The sequence below is a fragment of the Marinomonas posidonica IVIA-Po-181 genome (assembly GCF_000214215.1).
GTDB classification, from domain to species: domain Bacteria; phylum Pseudomonadota; class Gammaproteobacteria; order Pseudomonadales; family Marinomonadaceae; genus Marinomonas; species Marinomonas posidonica.
In genome coordinates this window covers 3,403,503-3,428,598 of the sequence record NC_015559.1, presented here as the reverse complement: position 1 = coordinate 3,428,598, position 25,096 = coordinate 3,403,503, and the positions used below count along the sequence as shown (strand labels likewise).

Sequence of the window (25,096 nt, the reverse complement as noted above, 5' to 3'; positions counted from 1 at the left end):
TTAGGTCGGGGAGGATGCTTACTAGCGACGCTTTCCTGTTATTACTAGAGTACTGCGCCGATAAACTGTTTTAGTTCATCGGTTTGAGGGTCAGATAATAGACGTTTGGAATCGCCTTGTTCCCAGACTTTGCCTTGATGCATGAACACGACACGGCTACCGACATCGCGGGCAAAATTCATTTCGTGCGTCACAAGAATCAAGGTCATGCCTTCTTTCGCCAGTTGCTCCAACACTTTTAAGACTTCGCCTACCAGTTCTGGATCAAGTGCTGAGGTGATTTCGTCACACAGCAGAACTTTCGGGGACATAGCGAGTGCTCGGGCAATGGCTACACGTTGTTGTTGGCCGCCAGAAAGTTTCTCGGGATAGCTGTCGAATTTCTCTGCCAGCCCGACTTTATCCAGCATGGCTTTGGCGATGTCCGCCGCCTCTGCTTTGCTTCTCTTTAATACAATGGTGGGTGCTAACATGATGTTTTCCCCCACTGTCATATGAGGGAAAAGGTTAAAGTTCTGGAAGATCATGCCCACACTCAGTGCTAGGCGACGTACTTGAATGTCTTCCGTGGTGACTTCATTTCCATCCAGCGTAATGCCACCTTGTTGGTATTCTTCTAAACCATTGATACAACGTAATAGGGTACTTTTGCCAGAGCCGCTTTTGCCAATAATCGAAATCACTTCGCCAGCATTGATGTCTAAATCAATGCCTTTTAATACGTGGTGATCGCCATAGTATTTGTGGACTTGGTGTAGGTTAACGAGAGACATGGAATTTTTTCTCCAAATACTTGCTGTACAAAGAAAGTGGGTAGCACAGCATAAAGTAGATAAGCGCGACCAGAGCGAAGACCTTGAATGGTTCAAAGGTGGCGTTGTTAAGCATGGTGCCGACTTTAGTCAATTCGACAAAACCTATGATCGAAGCCAGAGCTGTCCCTTTTATGACTTGTACAGAAAAGCCCACGGTCGGTGCAACAGCCACACGAATGGCTTGCGGTAAAATAATATGACGCAAGGTGTGTAGAAAACTTAACCCTAAGCAGCGGCTGGCTTCCCATTGGCCTTTGGGTAAGGTATCGATGCAACCGCGCCAGATTTCCACTAAAAATGCACTGGTAAAGAGTGTCAGCGAGAGAATCGCAGCACTCCAAGCGGAAATTTCATACCCCAACATGGATAAGCCAAAGAAACACAAAAACATTTGCATCAGCAAAGGCGTGCCTTGGAATAATTCCACATAGAGGCGAACACATTTTTGCACGACAGTATTACGAGTGAGTCGAGCGGCCGTCAGTAACAAAGCGACGCTGGTGCCACCAATAAAGGCTGCGATGGAGAGCAATATTGTCCATTGTGTGGCATACAGCAGATTACTGATGATGTCGTAATTAGAGAACTGAATCATCTCGCCTCTCGATACGCAAACAGTCGTTTGCCAATTTGGTTAAAGACGAACCGCAGAGCGATGGCCAGTCCTAAGTATAAGAATGCTGTTACCAAGTAGCTTTCAAAGGCGCGGAAATTGCGAGACTGCACTAGATTGGCTGCGTAAGTCAGGTCCTCAACGGAAATTTGGGAAATCACTGCCGAGCCCAGCATGACGATAATGCATTGACTGGTCAGGGCAGGGTAAATCTTTTCAAACGCAGGGGTGAAAATGATGCGGGTTAGGGTTTGGCGAAAGGTCATACCCAGTACCTTGGCTGCCTCAATTTGACCTCTGGGAGTGCTGTTCAAACCAGCACGAATAATTTCCGTGCTGTAGGCACCAAGATTAATAGTGAGGGCGATCATACTGGCTTGCCAAGGAGACAGTTTTAGTCCGAGAGACGGTAAGCCGAAGAAGATGAAAAACAGCTGTACAATAAAGGGCGTGTTGCGGATTAACTCTACATAAACCGCCACCATGCGCTGACTGACAGTATTGCCATACTGTCGAATGGCAGCGCAACTACTGCCAAGGGCAATGCCTAACACTGTGGTTAAAAGGGTGAGTTCCACAGTGGTCAGAAGACCACTGAAGAACACATCTGTGTATTGCAATAGATCCGAAAAATGCAACATGTTGAAGCCTTAAGCACCAAAGCCTTTAGGAAGCGGTGCTTTTAACCATTTCATGGAAATGGCATCCAGCTCGCCAGAAGCCAGTGCTTTTTGAATCAACTCATTGACCTTAGTTTGAAGTGCCGCTTCCCCTTCAGCCATACCAATGTAACAAGGGGAGTCTTTCAACATGAATTTCGCTTCAGGCGCTTTGCTGGGCTGGCGTTTGGCAATTTCTGTTGCAACTAGGTTACCTGTTGCGATTAAACTAACTTGTCCAGATAAATAGGCCGTTAGGGTAGTATTGTTATCCTCGAAGCGACGTACATTGACGGACTTAGGTGCATTTTTTTCAAGTTCTAAGTCTTCGACCGAACCACGAGTTACCCCAACGGTTTTGTTGGCCAAATCGCTCATGCTGTCGACCATAACCTTCTTGTCACCAAATACCCCAAGGAAGAAGGGCGCGTAAGGGGTTGAGAAGTCGATGGCTTTTTCTCGTTCTGGGTTTTTGCCTAAGCTAGAAATAACCAAATCGACTTTTTTCGTTTGCAGATAAGGAATGCGGTTAGCACTGGTGACCGGCACAATTTTTAGCTTTACGCCCAGCTCTTTGGCAATGTAGTTTGCCATATCGACGTCGATGCCCTGTGGTTGTAAGTCTTTACCAATGGAACCAAAAGGTGGGAAATCCTGTGGTACGGCGATACGAATGGTTTGACGCTCTTGAATGTCATCTAGCACGTCTGCCGTAGCGTTTAGAGCCGAAAAACACGCGGCCACAACTAGGGTATTACTCAATAGTTTTACAATGCGTTTCATGGAGAGGGGTCCTTTTTTTCGTTTTGATTGAATGCCTGAAACGCAATTTGCAACACTTGTGCCAAAATGAAACAAAAGTTTCTTAAAGACTGTGCCTTGTAACAAATACGCCATGTTCATGAAGTGGCCGAGTTGGGGGAGTGATGGTTTGTCTTGGTTGTTATTGGTGGTAAACGGGGTTTTCACGTCCCGTGATGGTGCGTGAAAAGAATGTCTATAACTTTTCTGGTGCGGCTATGCAGAAAGCGTCGCTTTCGGTTGGCAGTTAAACGAGAATCGATTAACTTAATGCAATATTTATGAGATTGAGGTTTCTAAGTGACAACTAAACAGGATGTGTTATCCCTGATTGAAAAGAACTATCCGAGTTTGTCTTCGTCGGCGCGCGTCATTGCTAATTACTTACAGCAGCACCCATTGGCGATTGTGAGCCAGACATCCGCTGAGATAGCCGACAATACCAACACATCAAAAGCCACTGTGAGTCGCTTTTTTCGTCAGTTGGGGTATGACTCTCATCAGAGTGCGAAACAAGCGCAGCTAGCTTTGCGTGAAAGTGGTGTGCCGATCTTTACCCAAGGCACTTCGTTGGATCAAACGGAGCAAGAGCTCAAAAACTTATCGCTGACGTTCGAAGGTTTGCGTCCTGAGACCTTGAATGACATCAGCGCCAGTTTAGCGAACGCCAGTCGGGTTACCCTGATTGGTTTCCGCAATGCTTATCCGTTGGCCTTGCACTTCCGACAGCAATTACAGCAAGTACGTCATTCTGTTCGCTTGTTGCCTCAGCCTGGGCAAACCTTGGGTGAGGATTTACAGGATATTTTGGAAGATGAAGTCATTGTGTTACTTGGCTTCCGTCGCCGCACTCGTCAGTTCAAACAAATTGTCGATTTACTGGAAGGCCGTTCAACAGTCTTGATTACCGATCCGACGGGGCAAATTTACAATCAACAGGTGTCACATGTGTTGCTGTGTCATCTGGGGAACGAAAGTCCATTTGATAGTTACGCCGCACCTATGAGCTTAATCTCGATGCTGTGCAATCGGGTTTATGCATGTTTGGGGGATGAGGCCAGAAAGCAAACCAAAGAGATCGCGTCTTTGTATGAAACGCTTAATGAACTTGAGCCGTAATCTAGGTATTAGTGCATTGACGTTACCGTCAATGATCTTTTGTTTCAGTTGACAAATGATTGAAACGAATGTTTCATAGATTCTAACAAGGGGGAGCTATGAAACATTTCATCATACAAAATCCATTTTTATCGCAGCCGGAAAGTGTTTCGTCAGACTCGCTTAAAAGCGCCTCACTAGGTCAACTAACAGGGCTCAGATTGGCGGTAAAGGACTTGTTTCATATGCAGGGTTTGCCAACAACGGCAGGCAACCCTACTTGGCTCGCTACCCATCCCACACCCAATTCTACTGCTCCCAGTGTCGTGACCTTAATGGCAAATGGGGCTGAGTTTGTTGGTAAAACCATTACTGATGAGCTGGCTTACAGCCTTAATGGACAAAATATTCATTACGGCACGCCAGAAAACCCTGTGACACCAAATCGTTTGCCTGGAGGTTCCACATCTGGCTCCGCTGTGGCCGTCAGTTTGGGGTTAGCCGACATAGGCTTGGGAACCGACACAGGCGGTTCGATTCGTGTTCCTGCAAGTTATCAAGGGTTATTTGGTTTGCGCCCGACCCATGGGGCAATTTCAGCGGAGCATTTGGTCGCCCTCGCGCCTTCTTTTGACACCGTTGGCTGGGTGACGAAACACCTGGATGTGCTCGAAAAAACCGCGCAAGTCTTGTTGCCTCTGTCGACCTCTGATTGGTCTAAAAACAATACCTTCAAACGTGTGTTGGTGGTCGACAATTTATTTCGCCAAGTCGCCCATCAACAAGCCTTACAAGACGTTCTGGCAGCATGGCGGCATGACGGTAAATTATCGAGTGAAGAGCGTTTTGTGATTGATACCGATAAGTGGCAGACAAGTGCCACATTTCGAACCTTACAAGGTCGAGAAATACAGCGAGAACATGGCCAGTGGATAGCAGAAGTGGATCCTGATTTTGCCACGGATATAGCACAAAGATTTGATTGGTGTCAGACCCTTTCAGAAGCAGATGAAAGCGCCGCATTGCGACAAAGAGCCTTGTTCACTGAGTGGTTAACGGATGCCCTAGACGGTGCGGTTTTATTATTGCCGACGACGCCGGGATTAGCGCCCTTATTTTCCGCCAGTGAGGAGGATTTAGCCGAATATCGTCATCAATTAATGGACCTTACGGCGATTGCAGGATTGGCGGGATTGCCGCAATTGCATTTACCTGTTTGCGAATTAGAGGGTGCCCCGTGTGGTCTTTCCCTTGTAGGACCAAAAGGCAGCGATTTAGCCTTGATTGAGTACGCCAAAAGCTTGTTGGAGTGAGATAGATGAGTGTGAATAACCTTGCGTTTACGGCGCCACATTTTAAGGCCACACAGGCTGGACAAGCCATCTTAGAACAAGGTGGCACGGCGATTGAAGCCATGGTTGCCGCTGCTGCGACCATTGCGGTGGTTTATCCACATATGAATGGATTAGGCGGCGATGGTTTCTGGTTAATCAGTGAACCAGGAAAAGCGCCGATCGCCATTGATGCTTCTGGTGTTTCTGCCGAAAGGGCGGATCAGGATTTTTATCGAGGCCATGAAACCATTCCAAGTCGAGGCGGCAAAGCCGCTTTGACCATGGCGGGTGCCGTGGCAGGTTGGCAAGAAGCGTTAAGCATTAGTGCGGAATGGCAGGATAATTTGCCTTTGTCTGAGCTGTTGAATAATGCCATTCAGTGGGCCGAGCATGGCAGTGAAGTGACCGACAGTTACTTGGCCGCAGGGCAAAAAACCTTTGCAGATCTGGCGACGTTGCAAGGCTTTTCGACTTTTTTGAACGCAGGGGAATTGCATCAATCGGGTGATGTTTTAACCTTACCCGTGCTGGCAGACACCTTAAAAAAATTGGCCGAACGAGGCCTAAACGATTTTTATCAAGGAAGCATCGCTGAAAACTTAGCGAAAGATTTAGAAGCAGCAGGGTCGCCAATACGATTGTCTGACTTTCAGCAATATCAAGCCAAACGTGTCACTCCTTTGAGTGTTACGACCAGCCAAGGCACTTTGTATAATTTACCCGCGCCAACACAAGGCATTGCTTCCTTGCTCATTTTGGCCTTGTATGACCGTTTGCATACGCTTGGCCATGACGAAACGGACATGGCGCACTTGTTAATCGAAGCCACTAAGCAAGCCTTTATTGCACGTAATGAGAATGTTACCGATGTGTCTCGGGTGCCGACGGATTTGTCCCGTCTACTGAAGCCCGAATCCCTTGACGCCATGTTAGACAGCATTCAATTAGAGAAAGCACAGGCATGGCCTCATCAGGCAAAACCGGGCGATACAATCTGGATGGGGGCTTGTGATGCCGAGGGCCGAATGGTGAGTTACATTCAAAGTTTGTATTGGGAATTTGGCAGTGGCGTGGTCAGTCCATCCACTGGTATTGTCTGGAACAACCGTGGTTCGTCCTTTTCGTTAGAGTCGAATTCCCTACAAGCCTTAGGGCCGAAGCTGAAACCTTTCCACACATTGAACCCTGCTTTTGCGGAATTGAAAGATGGACGTCGTATCAGTTACGGCACCATGGGTGGAGAAGGTCAGCCACAAACTCAAGCCGCGTTATTTAGCCGTTACGTCTACCATAATCAACCTTTGGATAAGGCCATTAGTGCTGGGCGTTGGCTATTGGGCCGTACTTGGGGAGACGAAAGTCATAATTTAAAAATAGAGCGTGATTTTGCTGATATTGCCGCAGAATCCTTACAGCAACGGGGTCATGATTTGGTGATCGTGGAGGCGTGTAATGAACTAATGGGCCATGCCGGTGCTGTCGTACTTCATCAAGAGGGTGATGCGGAGGCAGCAACCGATCCGAGAAGTGATGGTCTAGCCATTGTCAGTAGGCTTAATTCATAGCACTGGTATTAAGTCACCGTGCTATTAAGCAATCATTATTAAGTAATCATTTTATTGAGAAATACATTTACCAAGGAGCAAACAGAAACATGTCATTCATAATGGAAAATTATTCCATGATTCTCGCCATGATGGCCACTGGTGTGGTGGGCGGAGTGTTAGCCGGTTTATTGGGTGTTGGTGGCGGTATTGTCATCGTGCCAGTGTTGTTTTTTTTATATCAGGGATTAGGTGTCAGTGCGGATGCCGCGATGTTAGTGGCAACGGCTACGTCCTTGGCAACTATTATCCCGACGTCTATCAGTTCTATTCGTGCTCACAAAGCGAAAGGTAATGTGGATTTTGATTTGCTGAAGCGTTGGGGATTGTTCATTTTTGTGGGTGTGATGGTTGGCAGTTTCCTTGTCACACGAGTCGATGGGGAGTGGCTGACGCTATTGTTTGGGGTGATAGCAACCTTGTCTGCTTTGAATATGTTGTTAGGTAAAAAAGACAGCCTATTTAAATCCTTACCTGGGACAGTTGGGCAAAGTGTGATGGCGACTTGTATTGGCTTTTTCAGCGCCATGGTTGGGATTGGTGGAGGTACGTTGACTGTGCCAATCCTGACTTTCTGTAATTACCCAGCTCATCGTGCGGTTGGCACGGCGGCGGCGGTGGGCTTGATCATTTCATTACCAGCGGCGTTGACCTTGTTGATTGTCGGTCAAACGCCAGTGGGCTCACCATTTGGAACCGTTGGCTTAGTCAATCTGATTGGCGTGGCCTGCATTATCCCATTAACCGTATTCTTCGCGCCAGTTGGGGCCGCTCTAGCACACCGTTTGGATGCGGCTAAATTGAAGAAGGTATTCGCGGTCGTTTTGATCATCACCGGCATGAAGATGCTGTATCAGGTTTTGGCCTAGGAGTTTAAGATGCAACCTTTGACGCTTCCTCCTCGATTGTTAATGGGACCAGGTCCGATTAACTGTTATCCGCAAGTCTTGTCGGCCATGTCTACTCAGTTGGTCGGTCAATACGATCCGACGATGACCAGTTACATGAATGAAGTCATGGCGTTATACCGTCAGGTATTTAAGACTCAAAACCAACAGACCTTTCTCGTTGATGGGACGTCCCGAGCAGGCATTGAAGCGGCATTGGTGTCCTGTTTAGAACCGGGTGACAAGGTGCTGATTCCGATTTTTGGCCGCTTTGGGCATTTGTTAGCCGAAATAGCCGAACGTGCCGATGCTCAGGTTCATACTATTGAAGTGCCTTGGGGCGAAGTCTTTGACCCGCAGCAAATAGAAGATGCGATTAAGCGAGTACAACCAAAAGTATTGGCCATAGTGCAAGGCGATACATCGACGACCATGTTGCAGCCACTGGAAGAGCTTGGGGCAATTTGCCGTGCTCATGATGTTTTATTTTATACAGACGCCACCGCGTCGATTGCTGGTAACCCGTTTGAGACGGATTTATGGCAGGTTGATGCGGTATCAGTGGGTTTACAAAAATGCTTGGGTGGTCCATCCGGTAGTGCGCCTATTTCCATGAGTGGACGTTTTGTGGACGTGGTGCGTAAGCGCCACCATGTGGAAGCAGGCATTCGCGATAGTCATCATCAAGACGCACAAGGCCAACGTATCCGTTCCAATTATTTTGATCTGTCTATGATCATGGATTATTGGGGTGAAGAGCGGCTAAATCATCATACCGAAGCGGCGACCATGTTGTTTGGCTCTCGTCAATGCGCCATTGAGCTATTACGAGAAGGTCAGGATGCGGTATTGAAACGTCATCAAATGGCTGGGAACGCCATGTTGCAAGGTATACAAGCTATGGGCTTGAGACCTTATGGCGATTTGAAACACAAAATGAGCAACGTCGTTGGCGTCTACATTCCCGAAAGCGTGAATGGTGAGCAGGTTCGTCATGATTTGTTGAATCTTTTCAACATTGAGATCGGTACCAGCTTCGGACCCTTGAAAGGCAAAGTTTGGCGCATCGGCACCATGGGCTATAACGCCCGTCAGGATGCGGTATTGCATACTCTGCAATCGTTGGAAACGGCTTTACGTCGCGCGGGTCTGGTGTTACCAGCGGGCGCTGGTGTGGATGCGGCTATGGCCGTTTACGCTGGTGCCACGGAGACGCGTCATGATTGACTATGACAAGGTCGCCCAACAAGTGATGGATCGTTGTGATGAACTCGGGCGAATCAGTCAATCTGAGGAATGCTTAGACCGCCGCTATTTGACCAAAGAACACCAGCAGGCCAATCAGTTGGTCGGCGAATGGATGATGCGAGCGGGTATGATGGTCTGGCAGGATACGGCGGGCAATTTGTGTGGTCGTTTGCCATCAAAACAACAGGATGCGCCTAAATATTTGATTGGCAGTCATCTTGATACGGTACCAAATGGCGGGAAATATGACGGTATGTTAGGGGTGTTAGCGCCAATTTCGTTAATACAAGCCTTGACCGATAATGGTGTTTCCTTGCCTTTTCATCTCGATATCGTTGGTTTTGGCGATGAAGAAGGTACTCGTTTCCGCTCAACTTTGTTAGGCAGCAGGGCATTAACTGGGCAATGGCCTGCGACTTGGTCTGACCTTCCTGATGAGAATGGAACAAGCTTGCGCCAAGCCATGCAGGCATTTGGTCTGGACTTTGATCAAGTACATCAAGCGAAGATCGACACTGATCAACTGTTAGGCTATCTAGAATTGCACATCGAACAAGGGCCGGTATTGGAAGAGCAAAATCTCCCAGTGGGGGTCGTGAGTGCCATTGCAGGCGCAAAGCGGTTTGATCTTCAAGTCACAGGCATGGCGGGTCATGCAGGTACGGTGCCAATGCCATTACGTCGAGACGCTTTGTGTGCGGTGAGTGAAATGGTCTTAGTCATTGAAACGATCGCCCAGCAACAAGGTGTCGTCGCCACCGTTGGACAGATTAATAATCGACCAAATGGGGTCAATGTGATTTCTGGTCAGACGCATTTTTCTTTGGATATTCGCAGTGAGTTTGATGATAAGCGAGATCAGGCGCTGGGGCTGATTGTTGAAGCGCTTAATGCCATTGCTGAGCGACGAAAAGTGACTTTGAATATGGAGCAGACTCACGCTGCTGGTGCGGTCCATTGTGATAGCAAGCTGCAAGAGGTGCTAAGAAAGGCGATACAACAGATTGGCCATCAGCCTCTTACTCTGCCTTCTGGGGCGGGTCATGATGCCATGGCTATTGCTGATATTTGTCCTGTGGCCATGTTATTTATGCGATGTGATAAAGGCATTAGTCATCATCCTGCCGAAGCCATTAAGGCAGAGGATGTAGCAGTGAGTTTGGCGGTGTTAGATCAGACCTTACGAACATTACCTGTTTAATAAAGTGCCTTATATGGCTTTGCAAAGGAACATTAGATGAAGATCACGAGAATATTTAATCAGCCAAATGGCAAAAGTGAATTTGCTGAACTGGATATTGCGTTAAAAGACGGCGGCCCTATTGGTTTCTTATCTGAGCGATTTCCTGTTGGTGAAATGATGTTTCGTGAAACTCCTAGTGACTATGACTTTAAATGGCATCCAGCGCCGCAACGACAATTGCTATTCATTCTAACGGGACGCTGCGAGTTTATGGTGTCGTCTGGAGAAACGCGTCAATTTGGCGCTGGCGATGTGCTTTTGCTTGAGGACACGGAAGGTGAAGGGCATTGCAGTAAAGCGTTATTTAATGAAGTGCGTCATTCCATTTTTGTGACACTACCAGAAAGTGTCGTATTGGCGTGATTTAGACTTGAAGTAAGAGTTAAGTGTCTGAATAGAAAATGTATTTTTAGATCTTCTATTCAGACGCTGGGCTCATAATAGATCATTAAACATGACTTAAGATGTATTCTTGAGTTCTTGTCAGTGCCTGTTCAACTTGTTTCATGTAAGTTGAAAACGTTTCCTCTAAAGCAACTAATTGATCTGTTTCAATGACTCCATTTGTCATTTCTGTCATCAATTCATTGATTTTTAATAGTGTGTCACCAAGCGCGATGAAGTCGGCTTGTTGTCGGAAGTTGAATTCATTGTCTGTGCCGTTGTAATACCAGTCACCTAAGTAAGTCGTTGTGATATCAAGAGCTTTGTCTTGGGGCTGCTTTTGCCATGCTTTAATCAGAAATTGATTGTGCCATACGGTTAAATCTAGCACGGCGGCAGCAACATGGGCATAGGCCATAGATTGATAGCCGGACGCTATGAGTTTCTCTGAATGCGCTGCTGTGTCATTAAAAGAGAGGCTTAAGCGCTCACAGGATTGGTTGGTGCTGATGGTGTCGTTATGAAGGCCATCAATCTGTCGGCTGACCTTATTTGTGTTCTCGTCAATTCTTTGAACCAAGAGAGAGATGTGTTCACTTGATTCTCTTGCTTTATTTGCTAAAGTTCTGACTTCATCAGCCACAACGGCAAACCCACGACCGTGTTCACCTGCCCGTGCGGCTTCAATGGCGGCATTTAAGGCTAATAGATTGGTCTGTTCTGAAATGCTTTGAATGGTGTCGGTAAAGCCTTTTATTTCATTGGCAGTATCACGCAGAGAGTTTACATCTTGAAGGCTGATTTGCGTTTTATAGGCAATGGTAGAAATGGCTTCTTTTAGTTCAAAAATATCTGTTTTGTTTTGCTGGATAAGCACATCTGAACCTTCTGATTCACTCATAGGTTCAAAAAGTAATTCTAAAATTTTGTTGGTTGAGCCAAGTACGAAGGAAAGGCTAGGTTGGTTGGCTTCTAGTAAGAAGGGGGTTTTATCTTCCAATTCAACGGTAGATTGTTGGCTTTCTTTCAACTGGGTCAATTCGGCTTCTATTTGAGCCAGTTTTGTCGATAAGTTGTGCTTTTCTTCTTGTGCTTCAGTTAGAGCTGTTTCAAGTTCAATTCGTTTTTTGTTGCCAAACATCATATGTAGGGTGACTCCTAATTAACAAGTATCAATAAATCAGATGGCTGATGGTTTATGAGAGTTAAGCTAAAGATCTTGGCGCTAAAAATAAAGGCACCCTTTGAAAAGGTGCTCTTTCGTAACTCAACTAGATAAGCTACGACAAAGTCCATTGAGCTATGACAACTTCTACTGCTGCTGTGTTGTCCTAATGACAAGGCATCCTGCGGTAATTTCCACTTTAACCGAGCCAAGTTCTGAAGTCCCATATGCCAATATTGACTTTCAGAACTTAACCAAAAACAATTTAGGGCTTACTCAGAAAAAGCTTCTGAGTAAGCCCTAATGACCTACATCTATGTTGGTCTTATTTCTAGATCTTAATCTGCGTCGACTTCAAATAAGCCACGCTTCATAACAAATTTCACCCACACAGCGCCAATAATACCGATGACAAGTAGGATGCCGCCAGTAATGCTGTAAACCATTTGTGTCATTTCAGGTGTTGGTGAGTTGTTTAATGCCACATAAAGCATGCCTGCCACACCTAATATCTGTGGTAGAGGGTAGAAAGGCGTACGATATGGACGAGGCTGATTTGGCTGACGCTTACGTAATACGATGACATTAATATGAGCAACACAATAGGCTAACAACCAGCTTGTGGTGGCGGCAATGACCAGTACGATTAATGAGTCAATGCTGAATGCAAAGAAAGGAATACTGGCACCAACACTGATCATCAAAGTGCCGACCCAAGGAGCATCGAAGCGATTTGTTTTCTTTAGCATTGGGAATACTTGACCTTGATCTCCCATGCCTTGAAGCATTCTTGGAACCGCTGCTAGAACCGTGTTCATAGTACTGCACGTTGCGGCCAACGCCATTACCGTCGCAATGATTAAACCAGATTGACCAAATACGGCATTGGCGTAATCAAGGTAAGGTAACGGAGATTCCAGTAAGCTAGGAATGTCTAAGTACAAACTAGCACCATAGGTAAACCCTAGGAAAATGAAGAAAATCATAAATAGGGAAAGGTGCATCGCACGTGGGATGTTTTTATTTGGTGTTTTGACATCATTGACCAAAGGACAAATGAATTCTACACCAACCATAGTCCAAAGGGCTAAACCCACTAAGCCAATGAAACTGCCATCTAATACACCACCAAAACTCCAATCAACGCTTGGACCAGCTAGAGTTGGGTGTGGCTCGCCTGCGCCAGTAATAGCGACCAAACCGATTAAGATCAAAGCTGTAATCAAAATAAAGGCAAGCAGGTTTTGAACCTTAGCGAACACATCTGTACCAATTAAATTGGTAATGGTGAACAAGCCAAGAATAATCAGTGGGGCGGCTTTCTCTGGTAAGAAGCCAGGTAATAGCTGCCCCAACATGGCATCCACGAGAAACATCTCAACTGGTAGAGCTAAGATGGCGACAACCACATAACCAGCAAAGACGGAAACAATAGCGGGGAAGTGACCAATGGCTTTTTGCGTGTAGGTCGCTAGCGTACCTTTTTCTGGAAACATCAGGGAGAGTTCAGCAAAGCTCATGGCATTGAATTGTGCCAGAACCAGAGCCGTTATCATGGCGGCAATGAAGGCCATACCACCAATTCCTATGCCTTGTAGGGCAGAAATCATGGCACCTTGTACGATCACCAAGCCGACACAGATAGCCATCATAGTCGGCAGGCCGAGTTTTTTTGATTGGTTAGCAGCAGCTGAAGCTGCTGAACTAACCCCTTGAGTGATGTCTGACATATTACGTTCCTCTTGTTATTAAGCGTTTAGACGCTTTTCTTAAAATTATGTTTACAGTCGACTAAACCGATAAGGGCTTGGGTCAATCAATGGCGTTGAATTGGTCACTAGGTCAGCGGCCAATTGACCTGCTGCAGGCCCAGTTCCAAACCCATGACCTGAGAAACCAGTCGCCACCGTCAGACCTGGGAGGGCGTCGATATGGTCAATGACAGGGTTCGAGTCTGGGGTGACATCGATCAAACCAGCCCAAGCTTCGTCGATTTGCGCTTTAGCGAAAACCGGCCAAGCTTGCGTTAAATTATTTAAGGCATCTTGGTTCAGGTTGGGGTTGAAGTTAGGGTCATTTGTGCGAATTTTTTCAAAGGGCGAGATTTGATCCGCCTTCCAGCGACGAGATTGCATCAGGTCGTTAAAAAAGGCTTTGCCAAAAGACACATTTAAAAAACTTCGCTGGGCTTTTAACTGGTCTAAATATTTATGACCAATTAATAGGTGGTCTAGGGTAATGGGGGCGTCTAATTTACCGCGCTGAGTAATAATGAAGCCGCCGTCTTGATGTTTTCGAAAGGAAAAATCCGGGCCACCTACCGCAATGTCTGTTGGCCCTTCCATTGGCTTGGTGCGAAAAACAGAGCAGATTAAGGGTAGGGTTGGTAAGGCAACGCCTAAGTTCCCTAAGAAGCGTCGAGACCATGCTCCGCCAGCTAAGAGAACTTGGTCACAACGAATCTCGCCTTGTTCTGTGACCACACCACTGACTTTTCCCGCGCTAGTTGAGAGTGTTCGAACGGCACAGTTCTGGACAATAATGGCCCCTTTTTCGATGGCGGCTTTGGCCATCGCGCTGGTGGCGATAGCGGGTTCAGCGCGACCGTCAGAAGCGGTAAAAATGCCACCTTGCCAGTTTCCTTGGCCGCCAGGCACTCGTTGTTCAATCTCTTTCGTACTCAGCATTTTTGAACCCAGATCAAGGGATGCGACTGACCTTAACCAAGCTTCATGCATGGCCATTTGTTCGTCTGTTTTGGCGAGGAACATAATACCGGATTGTTTGTAACCCACTGACTGGCCAACACGTTCTGGCATTTCCGCCCACAGTTTGTCAGCCGCTTGAGCTAAAGGAACGTCATGAAGGTGGCGGCTGGTTTTTCGGATCCACCCTAAGTTTCGAGAGGATTGTTCACCAGCGACCTGGCCTTTTTCCAGTAAGACAACTGGAATGTTGCGTTCGGCTAGAGTCAGTGCCGCGCTAATACCGACAATGCCTCCCCCTATGATAACCACAGAAGTAACGTTGGGTAGGGTACTATTGGTGTTAACAGCATCAAGTGTTTTGGTCATAAATAGGTTACCTGGGTTAAAAAAGGGCTCAGGCAAAACCTAAGCCCGTTTGCTTTATTGGGCTGTGTTGATTTTCGTGACATTGGCTGTTGAGGCACCACGAAATGCTGTGACTTCTAGCTCCACCTTGTAATCCGTTGAGCCAAGTGGTGGGCATGTCACTGTGGTAGCAGGATCAATGCCTTGAAATTTTGAACCAATAAATTCCATTACTTTGTGTGTGTCTGCTGGGTCTTGAATGAAAACGCGTGACATCACGACGTCTGCCAGAGAGGAATCCACGGCTTCAAGAGCGGTTTCTATGTTGTTGAATACTTGCTCTGTTTGCTCTAGTGCATTGGCTGGTATTTCTTTGGTAATGGGGTTTCGACCTGCGGTATTGGATACAAAGATCCAATTGTCGACCGCGACAACGCGTGAGTAGCTGCCAATTTCTTCGAACTTAGAACCTGTTTTTAGCTTGATAATGTCTGTCATTGTGTTGCCTTAAAATCGGAATAAATGTCATTCCTTGGAAATTTTGTCTCCAAGGAATAGAGGAATTATCTGAGTACTGGTGTGTCCCAAAGGTTGAGCTTGACGCCAATGTCTTTCTCTAGAGCGTTGCGATAAATCTTGGTCGCCCATGCCACATCTTCTACTGGCATGCCACCAACCGATAACACGATGATTTCTTCGTCGTTCTGGCGGCCAGGTGTCGCGCCACCCACAATCTCGGTAAGATCTTCCAGTTTATCTTTGCTCATCGAGCCTTCTTCGATCATATCCATGAAACGCATGCCGACGAGGGGAATATGGTTGTGAGCTGGCTTAGGCACTTCTTCGTACCAGGCTTCGTATAAACCTGAGCTATCGAGCACTTTGCGGACGTCGTCTTTGCTCATTTCGTCATCAAGGCTACAGCTGGCAGGCATGGCTAAATAAGCCCCGGCTTTTACCCACTCACGTTTTACCATTGGGTAAGTCGATGGGTCTCCCGTTTCACCTGAGTTACAGTAAGTGACGATGTCAGAATCGCGGACCACGGCTTCAATGCTGTCAACGATTTGGATGTTGGTAATTTGAGGGAAGGTTTCTTTGGTCCAGGCAATGAAGTCGTCTAAACTCTTTTGTCCTCGCCCTTTGATCTTAATGGTGTCGATGTCAGGGCAAGCAGCCATAAAAGCAGCAACAGAGGTTTTCCCCATGACACCTGGTCCAAGCAAACCAATGACTTTGGAATCTTTGCGAGCCAGATGACGAGCACCGACACCTGGAATAGCACCTGTACGGTAGGCAGACAGAAGGTTGGCTGACATGTAAGCCAATGGTGCGCCGGTATCGATGTCATTCAAGATCATCATTAGGATTGAACGGGGTAGGCCTTTTTCACGATTGGCGATGTTTGAGCCATACCATTTCACGCCACAAGTCTGAAAATCACCGCCTAAGTAGGCTGGCATGGCCATTAAACGACGGTCTGCGGTTGGTTTAGGCATGGTTGGAAAAGGGGACTCTTCAGGGAAAGTAATCATGGCGCCATGAGAGTCACTGTTTGGCCCAGCCATTCGATAGTCACCTTGATGCAGCAGGACAAACATTTCTTCCATGGTGTCCACACATTTCGGCATATCCGTTACGCCGGCCTTGATCATGTCTTGTTCAGAAAGGTAGATAAAATCTATTTTGGTATTATCTGACATTGGTATGCCTCAGCTTTGTCATCATTATTTTTCATCTGCTTGGGTGAATGGGAGTTAGGACATTAGGTTACTGAAAGGCACCTAACGACTTAAAAACAGCAGATAGAGTTGATCCTAGAGAGAGATAATCGGTTCGTATTGAATATTTGCGACATTGTAAAAAAAGTTTAGGTGCAAACAATCTGGCACCTATCTTGCTGCCTCAAGTTTTTATTGATTTGCTTGAGGCCTGAAACATGTTGTCAGTTTCTGTTATTGATCAGGTGTCTTGTATCCATTCAAAACAACCTTGGTTTGTGTTGAGCGCAGAACAAGACTTTTCAGTGAGCCCCTCTTTTCAGCCAGAAATTTCGCATTATTATCGTTTTGATGCTGATAAATCGGCTGAAACTGCCTTTGCCATTCCTGACGGATGTGTTGATATTGTTTTTGACTGTGATGAATCCAATCCAGTTGCCCGTGTTTGTGGTACGACATTAGAAGCAACCAACCCTGAGTTTATTCATCGACACCGATATTTTGGTGTGCGTTTTGAGACTGGTATCATTTCAGATCTCTTTGATATTGGTGCAGAAGACTTAGTGGAACATCAGTTTAACTTGTTAGATATGGCACCAAAAGCTCAGAAAATGTTTGAGCAAGTGGTTGATGCAAAATGCTTTTCTGATCAAGTGTCAGTTGCGGAACGCTTTTTTTCGAGCAAAGGATCACGCCAGTTTTCAGCGCTCTCGGCTATGGTGATTCGTTATATTTGTGAGCAAAAAGGCAATATACGACTGGCTGATTTAGAAGAGTTAACCGGTTACACACTTCGTACTATTCAGCGTCTATTTCGAGATGAAATGGGCATGTCCCCTAAAGCATTTTGCCGCATTATTCGCTGCCAATCGGCTATTTATGACATCAACCATAAGCAGCAAGTGGTGTTCTCTGATTTAGCTTGTGATCTTGGTTTTAGTGATCAATCGCATTTTTTGCGGGAGTTCAAAAGGTTGGTATCAGAGACGCCTTTGAGGTATCAGAACCAGGTGAAAAGCGAAGCTTATTTGAATCGAATTCGTTATTACTAATCTATTAAAAGCACCATAAGGAAGCGTTTTTTGCTCATGTTTGGTGCTGTCGCGTACGTCTCATATTGTATAGGTTTTACGGGCGAAAAGGCTAATGGCTGAGTGTCGCTCCTATTTTTGACGAACTGGCATCGGTGAACAAGCTAAGATTGGTATTTTATAATCGCTAATGTATATAATGATGATAACTATTATCATATTTAATTAAGTGCGTTGTTGGCATTTAAATTAAGGGAAGTTACACATCATGCTGTTACATTGGATTAAGCCGTCTTTTGTCTCTATTTTCATCATTTCTTTGTTGATGTTTCCAATTAGGCAAATCTCGGCGGCCGAAACGGAGACGATTGCCCATGCTATGGGAACGACTCAAGTCCCTGTAGAAGCGAAACGAGTGGTGACTTTATTCCAAGGAGCAACAGATTCTGCGGTCGCTTTGGGCATTACGCCTGTTGGTGTTGTCGAGTCCTGGGCGCAGAAACCCACTTATGTTTATTTACGAGAAGCCTTAAACGGCGTGCCTCATGTCGGTTTGGAAACTCAGCCGAATCTAGAGGCGATTGTTGCGTTGAAGCCAGATTTGATCATAGGCACAAAATCCCGCCACGAAAAAATATATGGACAGCTGTCTAAAATTGCGCCGACTGTGTTAGCGGAAAATGTCTATGACTTTAAAGCGACATTGGCATTAACTGCTCAATCTCTTAGTAAAGGGAGAGAAGGGAAGCGGATTTGGGAGGACTTTCAACAGCGCATTCAACGGTTCCGTGATTTGATTCAAAAAAATGTCGCCAATTGGCCCCTAAAAGCGTCTGTGTTAAATGTTCGTGTTGATCATTTACGTTTGTATTTACAGCAAAGTTTTTCCGGTGTGGTGCTAAATGAAATTGGTTTTACTTTTCCTATGCCAAATAAGACGGGGTGGGGGATAAAACTGAAAACAAAAGAAGCATTGCCGAGTGTGAATGCGGATGTGTTCTTTATGATTTTGCATTCCAACGATGCGGCTGTTAAGCAAAATTATGATGCTTGGCGAGCCCACCCACTTTGGAAAATATTAACGGCCCCCAGAAATAAACAAGTATATGAGGTGGATCGTGTTGCTTGGTTATTGTCAGGTGGTATTTTAGGAGCCAATCACATTCTGGACCAGCTCTATCAAATCTATCGATTGCCTCAATCTGATCAATAGTTTGTTTATGTTGTCCCGCTATCCTGTTGTGAAACTTGGCATTCTTATATTGTCTCTATTGTGCTTGTTGTGCGCTTTTTTTAGCAGTATTACTTTCGGGCAATATATGATTTCTTTTAAGCAAGCGGGAATGGCGTTTATCAGTTTCGATCCACAGTCGATCGATCATGTGATTATTCGTACTACGCGCTTATCTCGGGCTGTGGTCGCTTGTCTAGTCGGTGCCGCGTTGGCAGTGTCCGGTGTACTTATGCAGGCGCTAACACGTAATCCTCTAGCATCTCCCTCCATTTTTGGCGTCAATGCAGGTGCCGTTTTTACGATTGTTTTATTCTCAACCTTCTTCTCAGTAACGTCTCTCAATACTTTTTTATGGCTGGCTTTCATAGGGGCAAGTGTGGCTGGCGCTTTGGTGTATGGGTTGGGAAGTATCGGAAAAGATGGTTTGTCACCGGTTCGAATTGTGCTGTCTGGTGCGGCAATATCGGCTTTGTTTATGGCCTTTACCCAAGGGGTTTTGGTGATCGGCCAAGAAGGTTTAGACAGTGTTTTATTTTGGGTCGCGGGTTCTGTATCAGGACGTGATCTGGCTTTGGTTGTGCCACTGGTACCACTTTTTATCTTGGGAATTGTATTCGCTATGGTAGCTGCCCCGCATATTAATATTTTGCTGTCTGGGGATGATGTCGCAAAAGGTTTGGGACAGAACACGGTAGTCATTAAAGTGGTGTTAAGTCTTTTGATTATTGGTTTGGCTGGTGGCTCGGTAGCACTGGGCGGAAACATTGGTTTTATCGGCTTGATGGTGCCGCATATGGTGCGATCAGTGGTGGGTTATGATCACAAATGGCTGATACCGCTTAGTGCTTTATGGGGAGCGACGCTTTTATTGTTAGCTGATTTAGTCAGCCGTTTTCTTATTATGCCGGAAGAAGTACCCATTGGTGTCACGACTGCCGTATTAGGAGCGCCATTCTTTCTTTATTTAGCTCGAAAAGGTGGTGAACGTGGATAAGTTATTGCGAGTGCGCAATCGTTTTTTGTCGTTTTCCATGCCATGGGGGTCAATTTTTGCGACCTTTATAACCTTATGTGTCTTCCTACTAATTTCTCTAATTTCACTTAGTTTGGGTGAAAAGTTTATCCCCCTTGTTAAGGTAGTTTCGGCTCTGTCTGGTCATGGTGATAGCAAGGTTCAATTGGTTATCGAAACCTTACGCTTGCCCAGAGTTTTAATGGCGGTGATGGTAGGGGCTGCACTGGCTTCGTCAGGATTGGTGCTGCAGTCTATGATTCGAAACCCTTTAGCGTCTCCTGACATCATAGGTATTACCGGTGGCGCATCGGCTGCTGCCGTATGCTTTTTATCTTTTTTCGCATCGGTTATTGGTTTGGCTTGGCTACCTTTCTTTGCAATAGCAGGAGCCTTATTGTCCGCTTTGTTGATCTATGGGTTGGCCTGGAATAGTGGGGTCACACCGATGCGCTTAGTGTTAGTCGGGATTGGTGTTTCATCCGCAATGGGAGCGGTAACCACTTTTGTGATTGCGGCCAGTCCTCTAGCAACGAGTATCACGGCCTATATCTGGTTAACCGGAAGTGTTTATGGGGCAAGTTGGGCTGATGTTAAAGCCTTGTTGCCTTGGTTGTGTGTTTCTTGGCCTTTGGCGTTTTATTTGGCTCGCCGGGTGAACACGCAAGAACTAGGGGATCAAATTGCAACGGGGTTAGGGGTTTCAGTGCAAACATTGCGTTTAGCGCTGTTGTTTTTAAGTGTATTTATGGCGGCGCCAGCGATTGCGTATGCTGGTGCGGTGGGTTTTGTGGGATTAATTGCCCCCCATATTGCTCGCCGCTTGGTGATTCGCAGTTTTGCGTTTCTATTGCCAATGTCGGCTTTCGTAGGAGCCTGCCTTGTGATGTTAGCGGATTTATGTGGCCGTTTGTTGTTTCAGCCATTGGATATTCCCGCCGGTGTGTTTGTGTCAGCGATCGGGGCACCATTTTTTATCTATTTACTGTATCGACAACGTTTTTAGGTCGGTTAGCCATCATGAGATTTTAAACCATGAGTTTGTCTGAACGTTATTCATTAGCAAGTCATCCATTGCAAAGTGTGTCTTTGTCACTGGGCTATGACAAAAAAGCGGTAATCGATTCGTTGAGTTTAGCCATTGAGCCGAATCAGATTACGGCGTTAGTCGGTGGCAATGGCTGTGGAAAATCCACCTTATTGAAATCCTTTGCTCGTTTGTTAAAACCGTCATCAGGACAAGTGTTGTTAGAAGGCGCAGATATCCATTCGTTAAGTGGAAAAGACGTGGCACGTAAGTTGGCTATTTTGCCACAGGGACCGATTGCTCCCGAAGGACTGACGGTTGAACAGCTGGTGCGTCAAGGTCGCTACCCTCATCAGAATTGGCTTCAAAGTTGGACGGAAGAAGATGAAACCTTGGTAAAGAAAGCGTTACAAGATACCAATATGACGGAGTTTGCTGCTCGTTCGATTGATGCTTTATCTGGCGGCCAGAGACAACGTGCTTGGATTGCCATGGCGTTAGCGCAAAATACAGACGTTTTATTGCTTGATGAACCGACAACCTATTTAGACTTAACCCATCAGATAGAAATCTTAGACCTTTTGTTTGAATTAAATCAAAGCCAACAAACGACCATCTTGATGGTGTTACACGATCTCAATCTTGCGGCTCGTTATGCTCATAAAATGATCGCTATTAAAAATGGCGCGGTGTTTTGCCAAGGGGCGCCGGAAACGATTCTAAACCATGACATGGTGAAAACCGTCTTTGATATGGAGTGTCATATCAGTGAAGATCCACTGTTTGGAACGCCTATGTGTATTCCCTATGGTAAAGGTCGTCACGTCGGCTCCAAGGAATCAAAGCGTGGCTGAATTCGCTCATCGTCCTGTTCTACTGCCAGAAGAGTGGCAAGCATTGTCTGCGTTTGGTCTAAAGCAAGACCAGCAAGACGAACGCTTATCAATCGACTCTATTAAGCTGCTGGATGATGTGTTGTGTCAGGAAACCTTGCAAAAAATCATGCCAGAGCTGGGCGCGCCAAATTTAAAGGTGACCGCGTCTTTGGTGATGAAGCGCGTTGCGTTTTTGAGCCTAGCTCCGATTCTCTATGCTATGTCTCGTTTCAATAAAGGCCTGGATGGGACACTTAAAAATTGTGTGTTTGAATACCCATTAGAAAATAGAATGTGGGTATCTAAGATGCCACTAAAAAATTTAGCGGTCACGGTTCAAGATAAGGATCAAGCAGAAGGTCGAAGGGCATGGCGAAAAGACATCTTGAGTCAGGTGTTTGCCGGACACCTCACGCCACTCGTTGAACAGTTTCATCGTTTAACCAAAGTGCCAAAACGGATCCTTTGGGAAAATGTGGCCGTCCGAGTGTTTAGTATTTATGAACAACGTATTTTACCGAATATACCAGATGCTCAAATGACTCAAGCTCAGGCGGATTTTACTTACCTACTAGACCCGAAATCGATCGAGGTGTTTGGCTTGTCAGAAAACCCATTGACGGTGTTTTATCGAGCTAAGCAACAAACAGCCTTATCCGATAAACCGATTCGCGTAAGACGTACTTGTTGTTACTACTATTTGGCAACTGAGCCAGCGGTTTATTGTGGTTCTTGTCCTTTGCTTTTGAAAAAGCGTTAAGCCTCCTATCTGGAGGCTTAAGCTTGGTAGTGTGAATTAAAAGTCCAAACCGTATGCTAGGGTAATTGTGCGCCCACGGCCTTTAAAGTAGTAACTATCATTTGCGTAAGCAGCTTGTGAGTAGTAGGTGAAGTAATCTTCGTTTAATAGGTTCGCGATGGCGATGTTCATGTTACCCACAGGAAGTTGGTAACCAACAGACGCATCAACTAAGGTATAACCATCAAAATCAAGGTCTTCATCATCAAAGCTTCGACTAAAAGCATGACTGACTTGTAATTGAGAGGATAATTTCTCATTCCAGTGAGCATGCCATGAAGTAATTAAGCGATTAGGTGAAATATTGGCACCGGTTAGTTTGGTTTCAACTTTGCCATCACCATCTGTATCGGACTTGCCTTGAATGAAGGAATAACTTACTTGCAATTTATGATCTTCATTGAGTTGTAAACCTAACGATGCTTCAGCTCCTTGGATTTCTTTCTTTTCACGTTTTACAATGTACAGACCATCTACCTCGACGATACGACTGCCTAAGTCTGAATTGGATTCGTAATAACTAACTTCTAAATCATAAGGGTGACGGTCTAAACGAAAGCCGACTTCGTAGTTGTCAGTCAGTATGGGAGAAAGATCGATGAGTGTGTCAACGTCTTGACCGCTGGTATCAACCCCTCTCAATATGCGTCCTACATCTGGCATTCCAAAGCCTTGAGAGTAGTTGGCGAAGAGGCTGACGGTTGGGGTTAATTTAAACACCGCGCCGGCATTGTAGACTGTGTCATCAAAACTAGGCGTACCACCATCGACAGTGACGCTATTGTTGGCGGCAACTGTTTGGTAGGTGTCGACATCCAGTTGAGCGTGTTCGTAACGAACTCCAGCTTGAAGCACTAAGCGTTCTATTGGCGTGTATTCGAACTGAACAAAAGGCGCGTAATTGGTGTAATCCGTTTCTGGAACATACAGACGATTGGTTAATATTAATGATTGGCTGGTCGTATCCTGTAATAAATCCAATCCCGCGGTGACGCTCAGGTCGTGATTTAATAAGTCGTCTTTGGTTAGGCTAAACTTTGCCCCAAGTTTTTCTGACTGGTTTTGACTCTGATCGTAAGTAATACCATTACTGGCATCTTGGAAGCTTCCTGAGTCTGATACGCCGTAACGACCTTCAAAATCCTGATGGAAGAGTTGTGCTTTTAGTGCCATACCATCAAGGTCGCTGTCGGTATAAGAAAGACTGGTGGTTTGCACCTTGTTGTAAGGCGCATATCCTCGAGGTGAGCCCTTCTCTGAGCTGGTGGCGACACCGTTATCTCTATCCCCATCGACGCCAACAAAGTTCATGCGTCCTTTCATTTGATACTGATTTAATTCGAATTCTAAGCGTTTGTCATCTCCTAGCCAGTAGCCCAATTTAGCAAAAGCATCATAGCTCTTGGAATCCATGACATCGCCACGCACTGTCGCTGAGCCTACGTAGTTACCATCGGCATCGAGGTACATACCTTGCACTTCATTGGTCAAGCCAACTAAATAATCAAAATTGTCTTGTGCGCCTTCGACTTGATAGCCAATTTTGTAGCTAAGAGTGTCGCTGTCTAGTCCATCGGTTGGTGTACTTAATTGCACATCAAGATGTTGCTTTAATTCACTTGAGCGATTGGATTTGGTAATAAAGTTGATGATGCCGCCGGTCGCGCCCAAGCCGTGTACGGCTGTAGCGCCATGAATGACTTCGATGCGCTCCACCATGGATAGATCGATGGTATGGGCTGAACGACTGCCTTCTCGAATAGGATTAGACTGTGGTACACCGTCGATCATGTATAACACCGAGCGGCCACGAAATGTTTGGCTACTGTTGTTCAACTTTTGAGTATTGGGGGAATAAGCAGGAAGAAGGTTGGTGAGTGCCTGGGAACTGTCAGTACTAATGGCAAGCTGTTCCTCGATCTGTTGTTGTGTAATGACCGTTACCACTTGCGGGCTGTCTTCTTGCTTGGTGTTGGATCGACTGGTTTGAATAATTAATGGATTCAGATTAATGGATTTAGTTTCAGAGTGGAATTGACGACGATCTATCAGACTGTAAGTGCCATCTTGATTAGACTTTATCATGAGATTGGTAGTGGACAGCAGTTGCTCTATTAAGTCGATTGGCGTGGTATGGCTAGATAAACCGTCACTTTTAAGGTTTTGAGTGAGTGTCGGATTAAACGACAGAGCGATGTTGTGGCGTGCGGCAAACGCTGTGAGTGTTGTTCCGAGATCGCCAGCCTCTATTTGAAGCAGCTGTTGATTACTCTGGTTCGAATTGTCTTCTGCTAATGACAATGAACTCACACTAGCTGTTAATAGCAAAGCGCTACAGGCCAACATAGTATGAATGGCTGTATGGCGTCGTGTTTTTGATAGTCGGTTTTTATGGGCAGACACAGCTACCTCCTTTTTGAAAGTTATCATGCTTATTATTTGTCTAACTAATAAGCCACTTGAAAAGGAAAAAGGTGTCAGAAAAATAAGAGT

22 protein-coding genes and 1 pseudogene are annotated in these 25,096 nt (G+C 45.8%); 13 read left to right on the top strand and 10 right to left on the bottom strand.

What is annotated here, in order from left to right; all coding sequences use genetic code 11:
• Positions 1-44 precede the first annotated feature (44 nt).
• From MAR181_RS15805 to MAR181_RS15790, 4 genes are read right to left on the bottom strand one after another with little or no spacing between them, the layout of a single operon-like run.
• Entirely contained in the window at positions 45-773 is a 729-nt protein-coding gene (locus MAR181_RS15805; protein WP_013797607.1) for an amino acid ABC transporter ATP-binding protein, read from the bottom strand.
• Positions 760-1,410 carry an amino acid ABC transporter permease gene (locus MAR181_RS15800; protein WP_013797606.1) on the bottom strand — a complete coding sequence of 217 codons (651 nt, stop codon included), beginning with the start codon at positions 1,408-1,410 and terminating at the stop codon, positions 760-762. The genes MAR181_RS15805 and MAR181_RS15800 overlap by 14 nt, the downstream gene beginning before the upstream one ends.
• Entirely contained in the window at positions 1,407-2,069 is a 663-nt protein-coding gene (locus tag MAR181_RS15795; RefSeq protein WP_013797605.1) for an amino acid ABC transporter permease, read from the bottom strand. Before MAR181_RS15795 ends, MAR181_RS15800 begins: the two co-directional genes overlap by 4 nt.
• A 9-nt stretch (positions 2,070-2,078) precedes the next feature.
• Positions 2,079-2,870, bottom strand: coding sequence for a transporter substrate-binding domain-containing protein (locus MAR181_RS15790; protein WP_013797604.1), 792 nt, complete (start codon positions 2,868-2,870; stop codon positions 2,079-2,081).
• 318 nt (positions 2,871-3,188) lie between these two features.
• Between MAR181_RS15790 and MAR181_RS15785 the strand changes: the two genes are divergently transcribed.
• From MAR181_RS15785 to MAR181_RS15755, 7 genes are all read left to right on the top strand, one after another.
• Positions 3,189-4,007 carry a MurR/RpiR family transcriptional regulator gene (locus MAR181_RS15785; RefSeq protein WP_013797603.1) on the top strand — a complete coding sequence of 273 codons (819 nt, stop codon included), beginning with the start codon at positions 3,189-3,191 and terminating at the stop codon, positions 4,005-4,007.
• A 98-nt stretch (positions 4,008-4,105) separates the two neighbouring features.
• Positions 4,106-5,299 (top strand): amidase, encoded by a 1,194-nt coding sequence (locus MAR181_RS15780; protein WP_013797602.1) that lies wholly within the window; start codon positions 4,106-4,108, stop codon positions 5,297-5,299.
• Between the two features lie 5 nt (positions 5,300-5,304).
• A complete protein-coding gene (locus MAR181_RS15775; RefSeq protein ID WP_013797601.1) occupies positions 5,305-6,885 on the top strand; it encodes a gamma-glutamyltransferase family protein in 1,581 nt (526 codons plus the stop codon).
• An 89-nt stretch (positions 6,886-6,974) separates the two neighbouring features.
• Entirely contained in the window at positions 6,975-7,793 is an 819-nt protein-coding gene (locus tag MAR181_RS15770) for a sulfite exporter TauE/SafE family protein (protein ID WP_013797600.1), read from the top strand.
• A 9-nt stretch (positions 7,794-7,802) separates the two neighbouring features.
• Positions 7,803-9,038 carry a pyridoxal-phosphate-dependent aminotransferase family protein gene (locus MAR181_RS15765; protein WP_013797599.1) on the top strand — a complete coding sequence of 412 codons (1,236 nt, stop codon included), beginning with the start codon at positions 7,803-7,805 and terminating at the stop codon, positions 9,036-9,038.
• Complete coding sequence (locus MAR181_RS15760; protein ID WP_013797598.1) at positions 9,031-10,260, top strand: allantoate amidohydrolase; 1,230 nt, start codon at positions 9,031-9,033, stop codon at positions 10,258-10,260. The genes MAR181_RS15765 and MAR181_RS15760 overlap by 8 nt, the downstream gene beginning before the upstream one ends.
• A 36-nt stretch (positions 10,261-10,296) precedes the next feature.
• Entirely contained in the window at positions 10,297-10,665 is a 369-nt protein-coding gene (locus tag MAR181_RS15755; RefSeq protein ID WP_013797597.1) for a cupin domain-containing protein, read from the top strand.
• An 85-nt stretch (positions 10,666-10,750) separates the two neighbouring features.
• Here MAR181_RS15755 and MAR181_RS18755 read toward each other — a convergent pair.
• The 5 genes and pseudogenes from MAR181_RS18755 to MAR181_RS15730 form a co-directional block, all read right to left on the bottom strand.
• Positions 10,751-11,422: pseudogene (locus tag MAR181_RS18755) on the bottom strand (methyl-accepting chemotaxis protein); the annotation flags it as partial.
• 767 nt (positions 11,423-12,189) lie between these two features.
• Positions 12,190-13,581 carry an APC family permease gene (locus tag MAR181_RS15745; RefSeq protein ID WP_013797595.1) on the bottom strand — a complete coding sequence of 464 codons (1,392 nt, stop codon included), beginning with the start codon at positions 13,579-13,581 and terminating at the stop codon, positions 12,190-12,192.
• A 51-nt stretch (positions 13,582-13,632) separates the two neighbouring features.
• Positions 13,633-14,925 (bottom strand): NAD(P)/FAD-dependent oxidoreductase, encoded by a 1,293-nt coding sequence (locus tag MAR181_RS15740; protein WP_013797594.1) that lies wholly within the window; start codon positions 14,923-14,925, stop codon positions 13,633-13,635.
• A gap of 54 nt (positions 14,926-14,979) precedes the next feature.
• Positions 14,980-15,402, bottom strand: a complete 423-nt coding sequence (locus MAR181_RS15735; RefSeq protein WP_013797593.1) for a RidA family protein — start codon at positions 15,400-15,402, stop codon at positions 14,980-14,982.
• A gap of 65 nt (positions 15,403-15,467) precedes the next feature.
• Positions 15,468-16,607: an ornithine cyclodeaminase family protein gene (locus tag MAR181_RS15730; protein ID WP_013797592.1), complete on the bottom strand. Its 1,140-nt coding sequence runs from the start codon at positions 16,605-16,607 to the stop codon at positions 15,468-15,470.
• A gap of 236 nt (positions 16,608-16,843) precedes the next feature.
• Between MAR181_RS15730 and MAR181_RS15725 the strand changes: the two genes are divergently transcribed.
• The 6 genes from MAR181_RS15725 (at position 16,844) to MAR181_RS15700 (ending at position 22,564) form a co-directional block, all read left to right on the top strand.
• Complete coding sequence (locus MAR181_RS15725) at positions 16,844-17,677, top strand: AraC family transcriptional regulator (protein ID WP_013797591.1); 834 nt, start codon at positions 16,844-16,846, stop codon at positions 17,675-17,677.
• A 247-nt stretch (positions 17,678-17,924) separates the two neighbouring features.
• A complete protein-coding gene (locus MAR181_RS15720) occupies positions 17,925-18,869 on the top strand; it encodes an ABC transporter substrate-binding protein (protein ID WP_013797590.1) in 945 nt (314 codons plus the stop codon).
• 7 nt (positions 18,870-18,876) lie between these two features.
• Positions 18,877-19,884: a FecCD family ABC transporter permease gene (locus MAR181_RS15715; protein WP_013797589.1), complete on the top strand. Its 1,008-nt coding sequence runs from the start codon at positions 18,877-18,879 to the stop codon at positions 19,882-19,884.
• Positions 19,877-20,908: a FecCD family ABC transporter permease gene (locus MAR181_RS15710; RefSeq protein WP_013797588.1), complete on the top strand. Its 1,032-nt coding sequence runs from the start codon at positions 19,877-19,879 to the stop codon at positions 20,906-20,908. Before MAR181_RS15715 ends, MAR181_RS15710 begins: the two co-directional genes overlap by 8 nt.
• A 29-nt stretch (positions 20,909-20,937) precedes the next feature.
• Positions 20,938-21,783, top strand: a complete 846-nt coding sequence (locus MAR181_RS15705; protein WP_013797587.1) for an ABC transporter ATP-binding protein — start codon at positions 20,938-20,940, stop codon at positions 21,781-21,783.
• Complete coding sequence (locus MAR181_RS15700) at positions 21,776-22,564, top strand: IucA/IucC family C-terminal-domain containing protein (protein ID WP_013797586.1); 789 nt, start codon at positions 21,776-21,778, stop codon at positions 22,562-22,564. The genes MAR181_RS15705 and MAR181_RS15700 overlap by 8 nt, the downstream gene beginning before the upstream one ends.
• 36 nt (positions 22,565-22,600) lie before the next feature.
• Here MAR181_RS15700 and MAR181_RS15695 read toward each other — a convergent pair whose 3' ends face one another.
• Complete coding sequence (locus MAR181_RS15695) at positions 22,601-25,006, bottom strand: TonB-dependent receptor (RefSeq protein ID WP_013797585.1); 2,406 nt, start codon at positions 25,004-25,006, stop codon at positions 22,601-22,603.
• Positions 25,007-25,096: the final 90 nt, after the last annotated feature.

What these genes read in the sequence shown, in the direction of transcription:
- MAR181_RS15790 (WP_013797604.1), bottom strand. Translation starts at nt 2,870, where the DNA reads ATGAAACGCATTGTAAAACTATTGAGTAATACCCTAGTTGTGGCCGCG.
- MAR181_RS15725 (WP_013797591.1), top strand. Translation starts at nt 16,844, where the DNA reads ATGTTGTCAGTTTCTGTTATTGATCAGGTGTCTTGTATCCATTCAAAA.
- MAR181_RS15800 (WP_013797606.1), bottom strand. Translation starts at nt 1,410, where the DNA reads ATGATTCAGTTCTCTAATTACGACATCATCAGTAATCTGCTGTATGCC.
- MAR181_RS15765 (WP_013797599.1), top strand. Translation starts at nt 7,803, where the DNA reads ATGCAACCTTTGACGCTTCCTCCTCGATTGTTAATGGGACCAGGTCCG.
- MAR181_RS15775 (WP_013797601.1), top strand. Translation starts at nt 5,305, where the DNA reads ATGAGTGTGAATAACCTTGCGTTTACGGCGCCACATTTTAAGGCCACA.
- MAR181_RS15780 (WP_013797602.1), top strand. Translation starts at nt 4,106, where the DNA reads ATGAAACATTTCATCATACAAAATCCATTTTTATCGCAGCCGGAAAGT.
- MAR181_RS15735 (WP_013797593.1), bottom strand. Translation starts at nt 15,402, where the DNA reads ATGACAGACATTATCAAGCTAAAAACAGGTTCTAAGTTCGAAGAAATT.
- MAR181_RS15795 (WP_013797605.1), bottom strand. Translation starts at nt 2,069, where the DNA reads ATGTTGCATTTTTCGGATCTATTGCAATACACAGATGTGTTCTTCAGT.
- MAR181_RS15705 (WP_013797587.1), top strand. Translation starts at nt 20,938, where the DNA reads ATGAGTTTGTCTGAACGTTATTCATTAGCAAGTCATCCATTGCAAAGT.
- MAR181_RS15760 (WP_013797598.1), top strand. Translation starts at nt 9,031, where the DNA reads ATGATTGACTATGACAAGGTCGCCCAACAAGTGATGGATCGTTGTGAT.
- MAR181_RS15805 (WP_013797607.1), bottom strand. Translation starts at nt 773, where the DNA reads ATGTCTCTCGTTAACCTACACCAAGTCCACAAATACTATGGCGATCAC.
- MAR181_RS15745 (WP_013797595.1), bottom strand. Translation starts at nt 13,581, where the DNA reads ATGTCAGACATCACTCAAGGGGTTAGTTCAGCAGCTTCAGCTGCTGCT.
- MAR181_RS15770 (WP_013797600.1), top strand. Translation starts at nt 6,975, where the DNA reads ATGTCATTCATAATGGAAAATTATTCCATGATTCTCGCCATGATGGCC.
- MAR181_RS15740 (WP_013797594.1), bottom strand. Translation starts at nt 14,925, where the DNA reads ATGACCAAAACACTTGATGCTGTTAACACCAATAGTACCCTACCCAAC.
- MAR181_RS15715 (WP_013797589.1), top strand. Translation starts at nt 18,877, where the DNA reads ATGTTGTCCCGCTATCCTGTTGTGAAACTTGGCATTCTTATATTGTCT.
- MAR181_RS15720 (WP_013797590.1), top strand. Translation starts at nt 17,925, where the DNA reads ATGCTGTTACATTGGATTAAGCCGTCTTTTGTCTCTATTTTCATCATT.
- MAR181_RS15730 (WP_013797592.1), bottom strand. Translation starts at nt 16,607, where the DNA reads ATGTCAGATAATACCAAAATAGATTTTATCTACCTTTCTGAACAAGAC.
- MAR181_RS15755 (WP_013797597.1), top strand. Translation starts at nt 10,297, where the DNA reads ATGAAGATCACGAGAATATTTAATCAGCCAAATGGCAAAAGTGAATTT.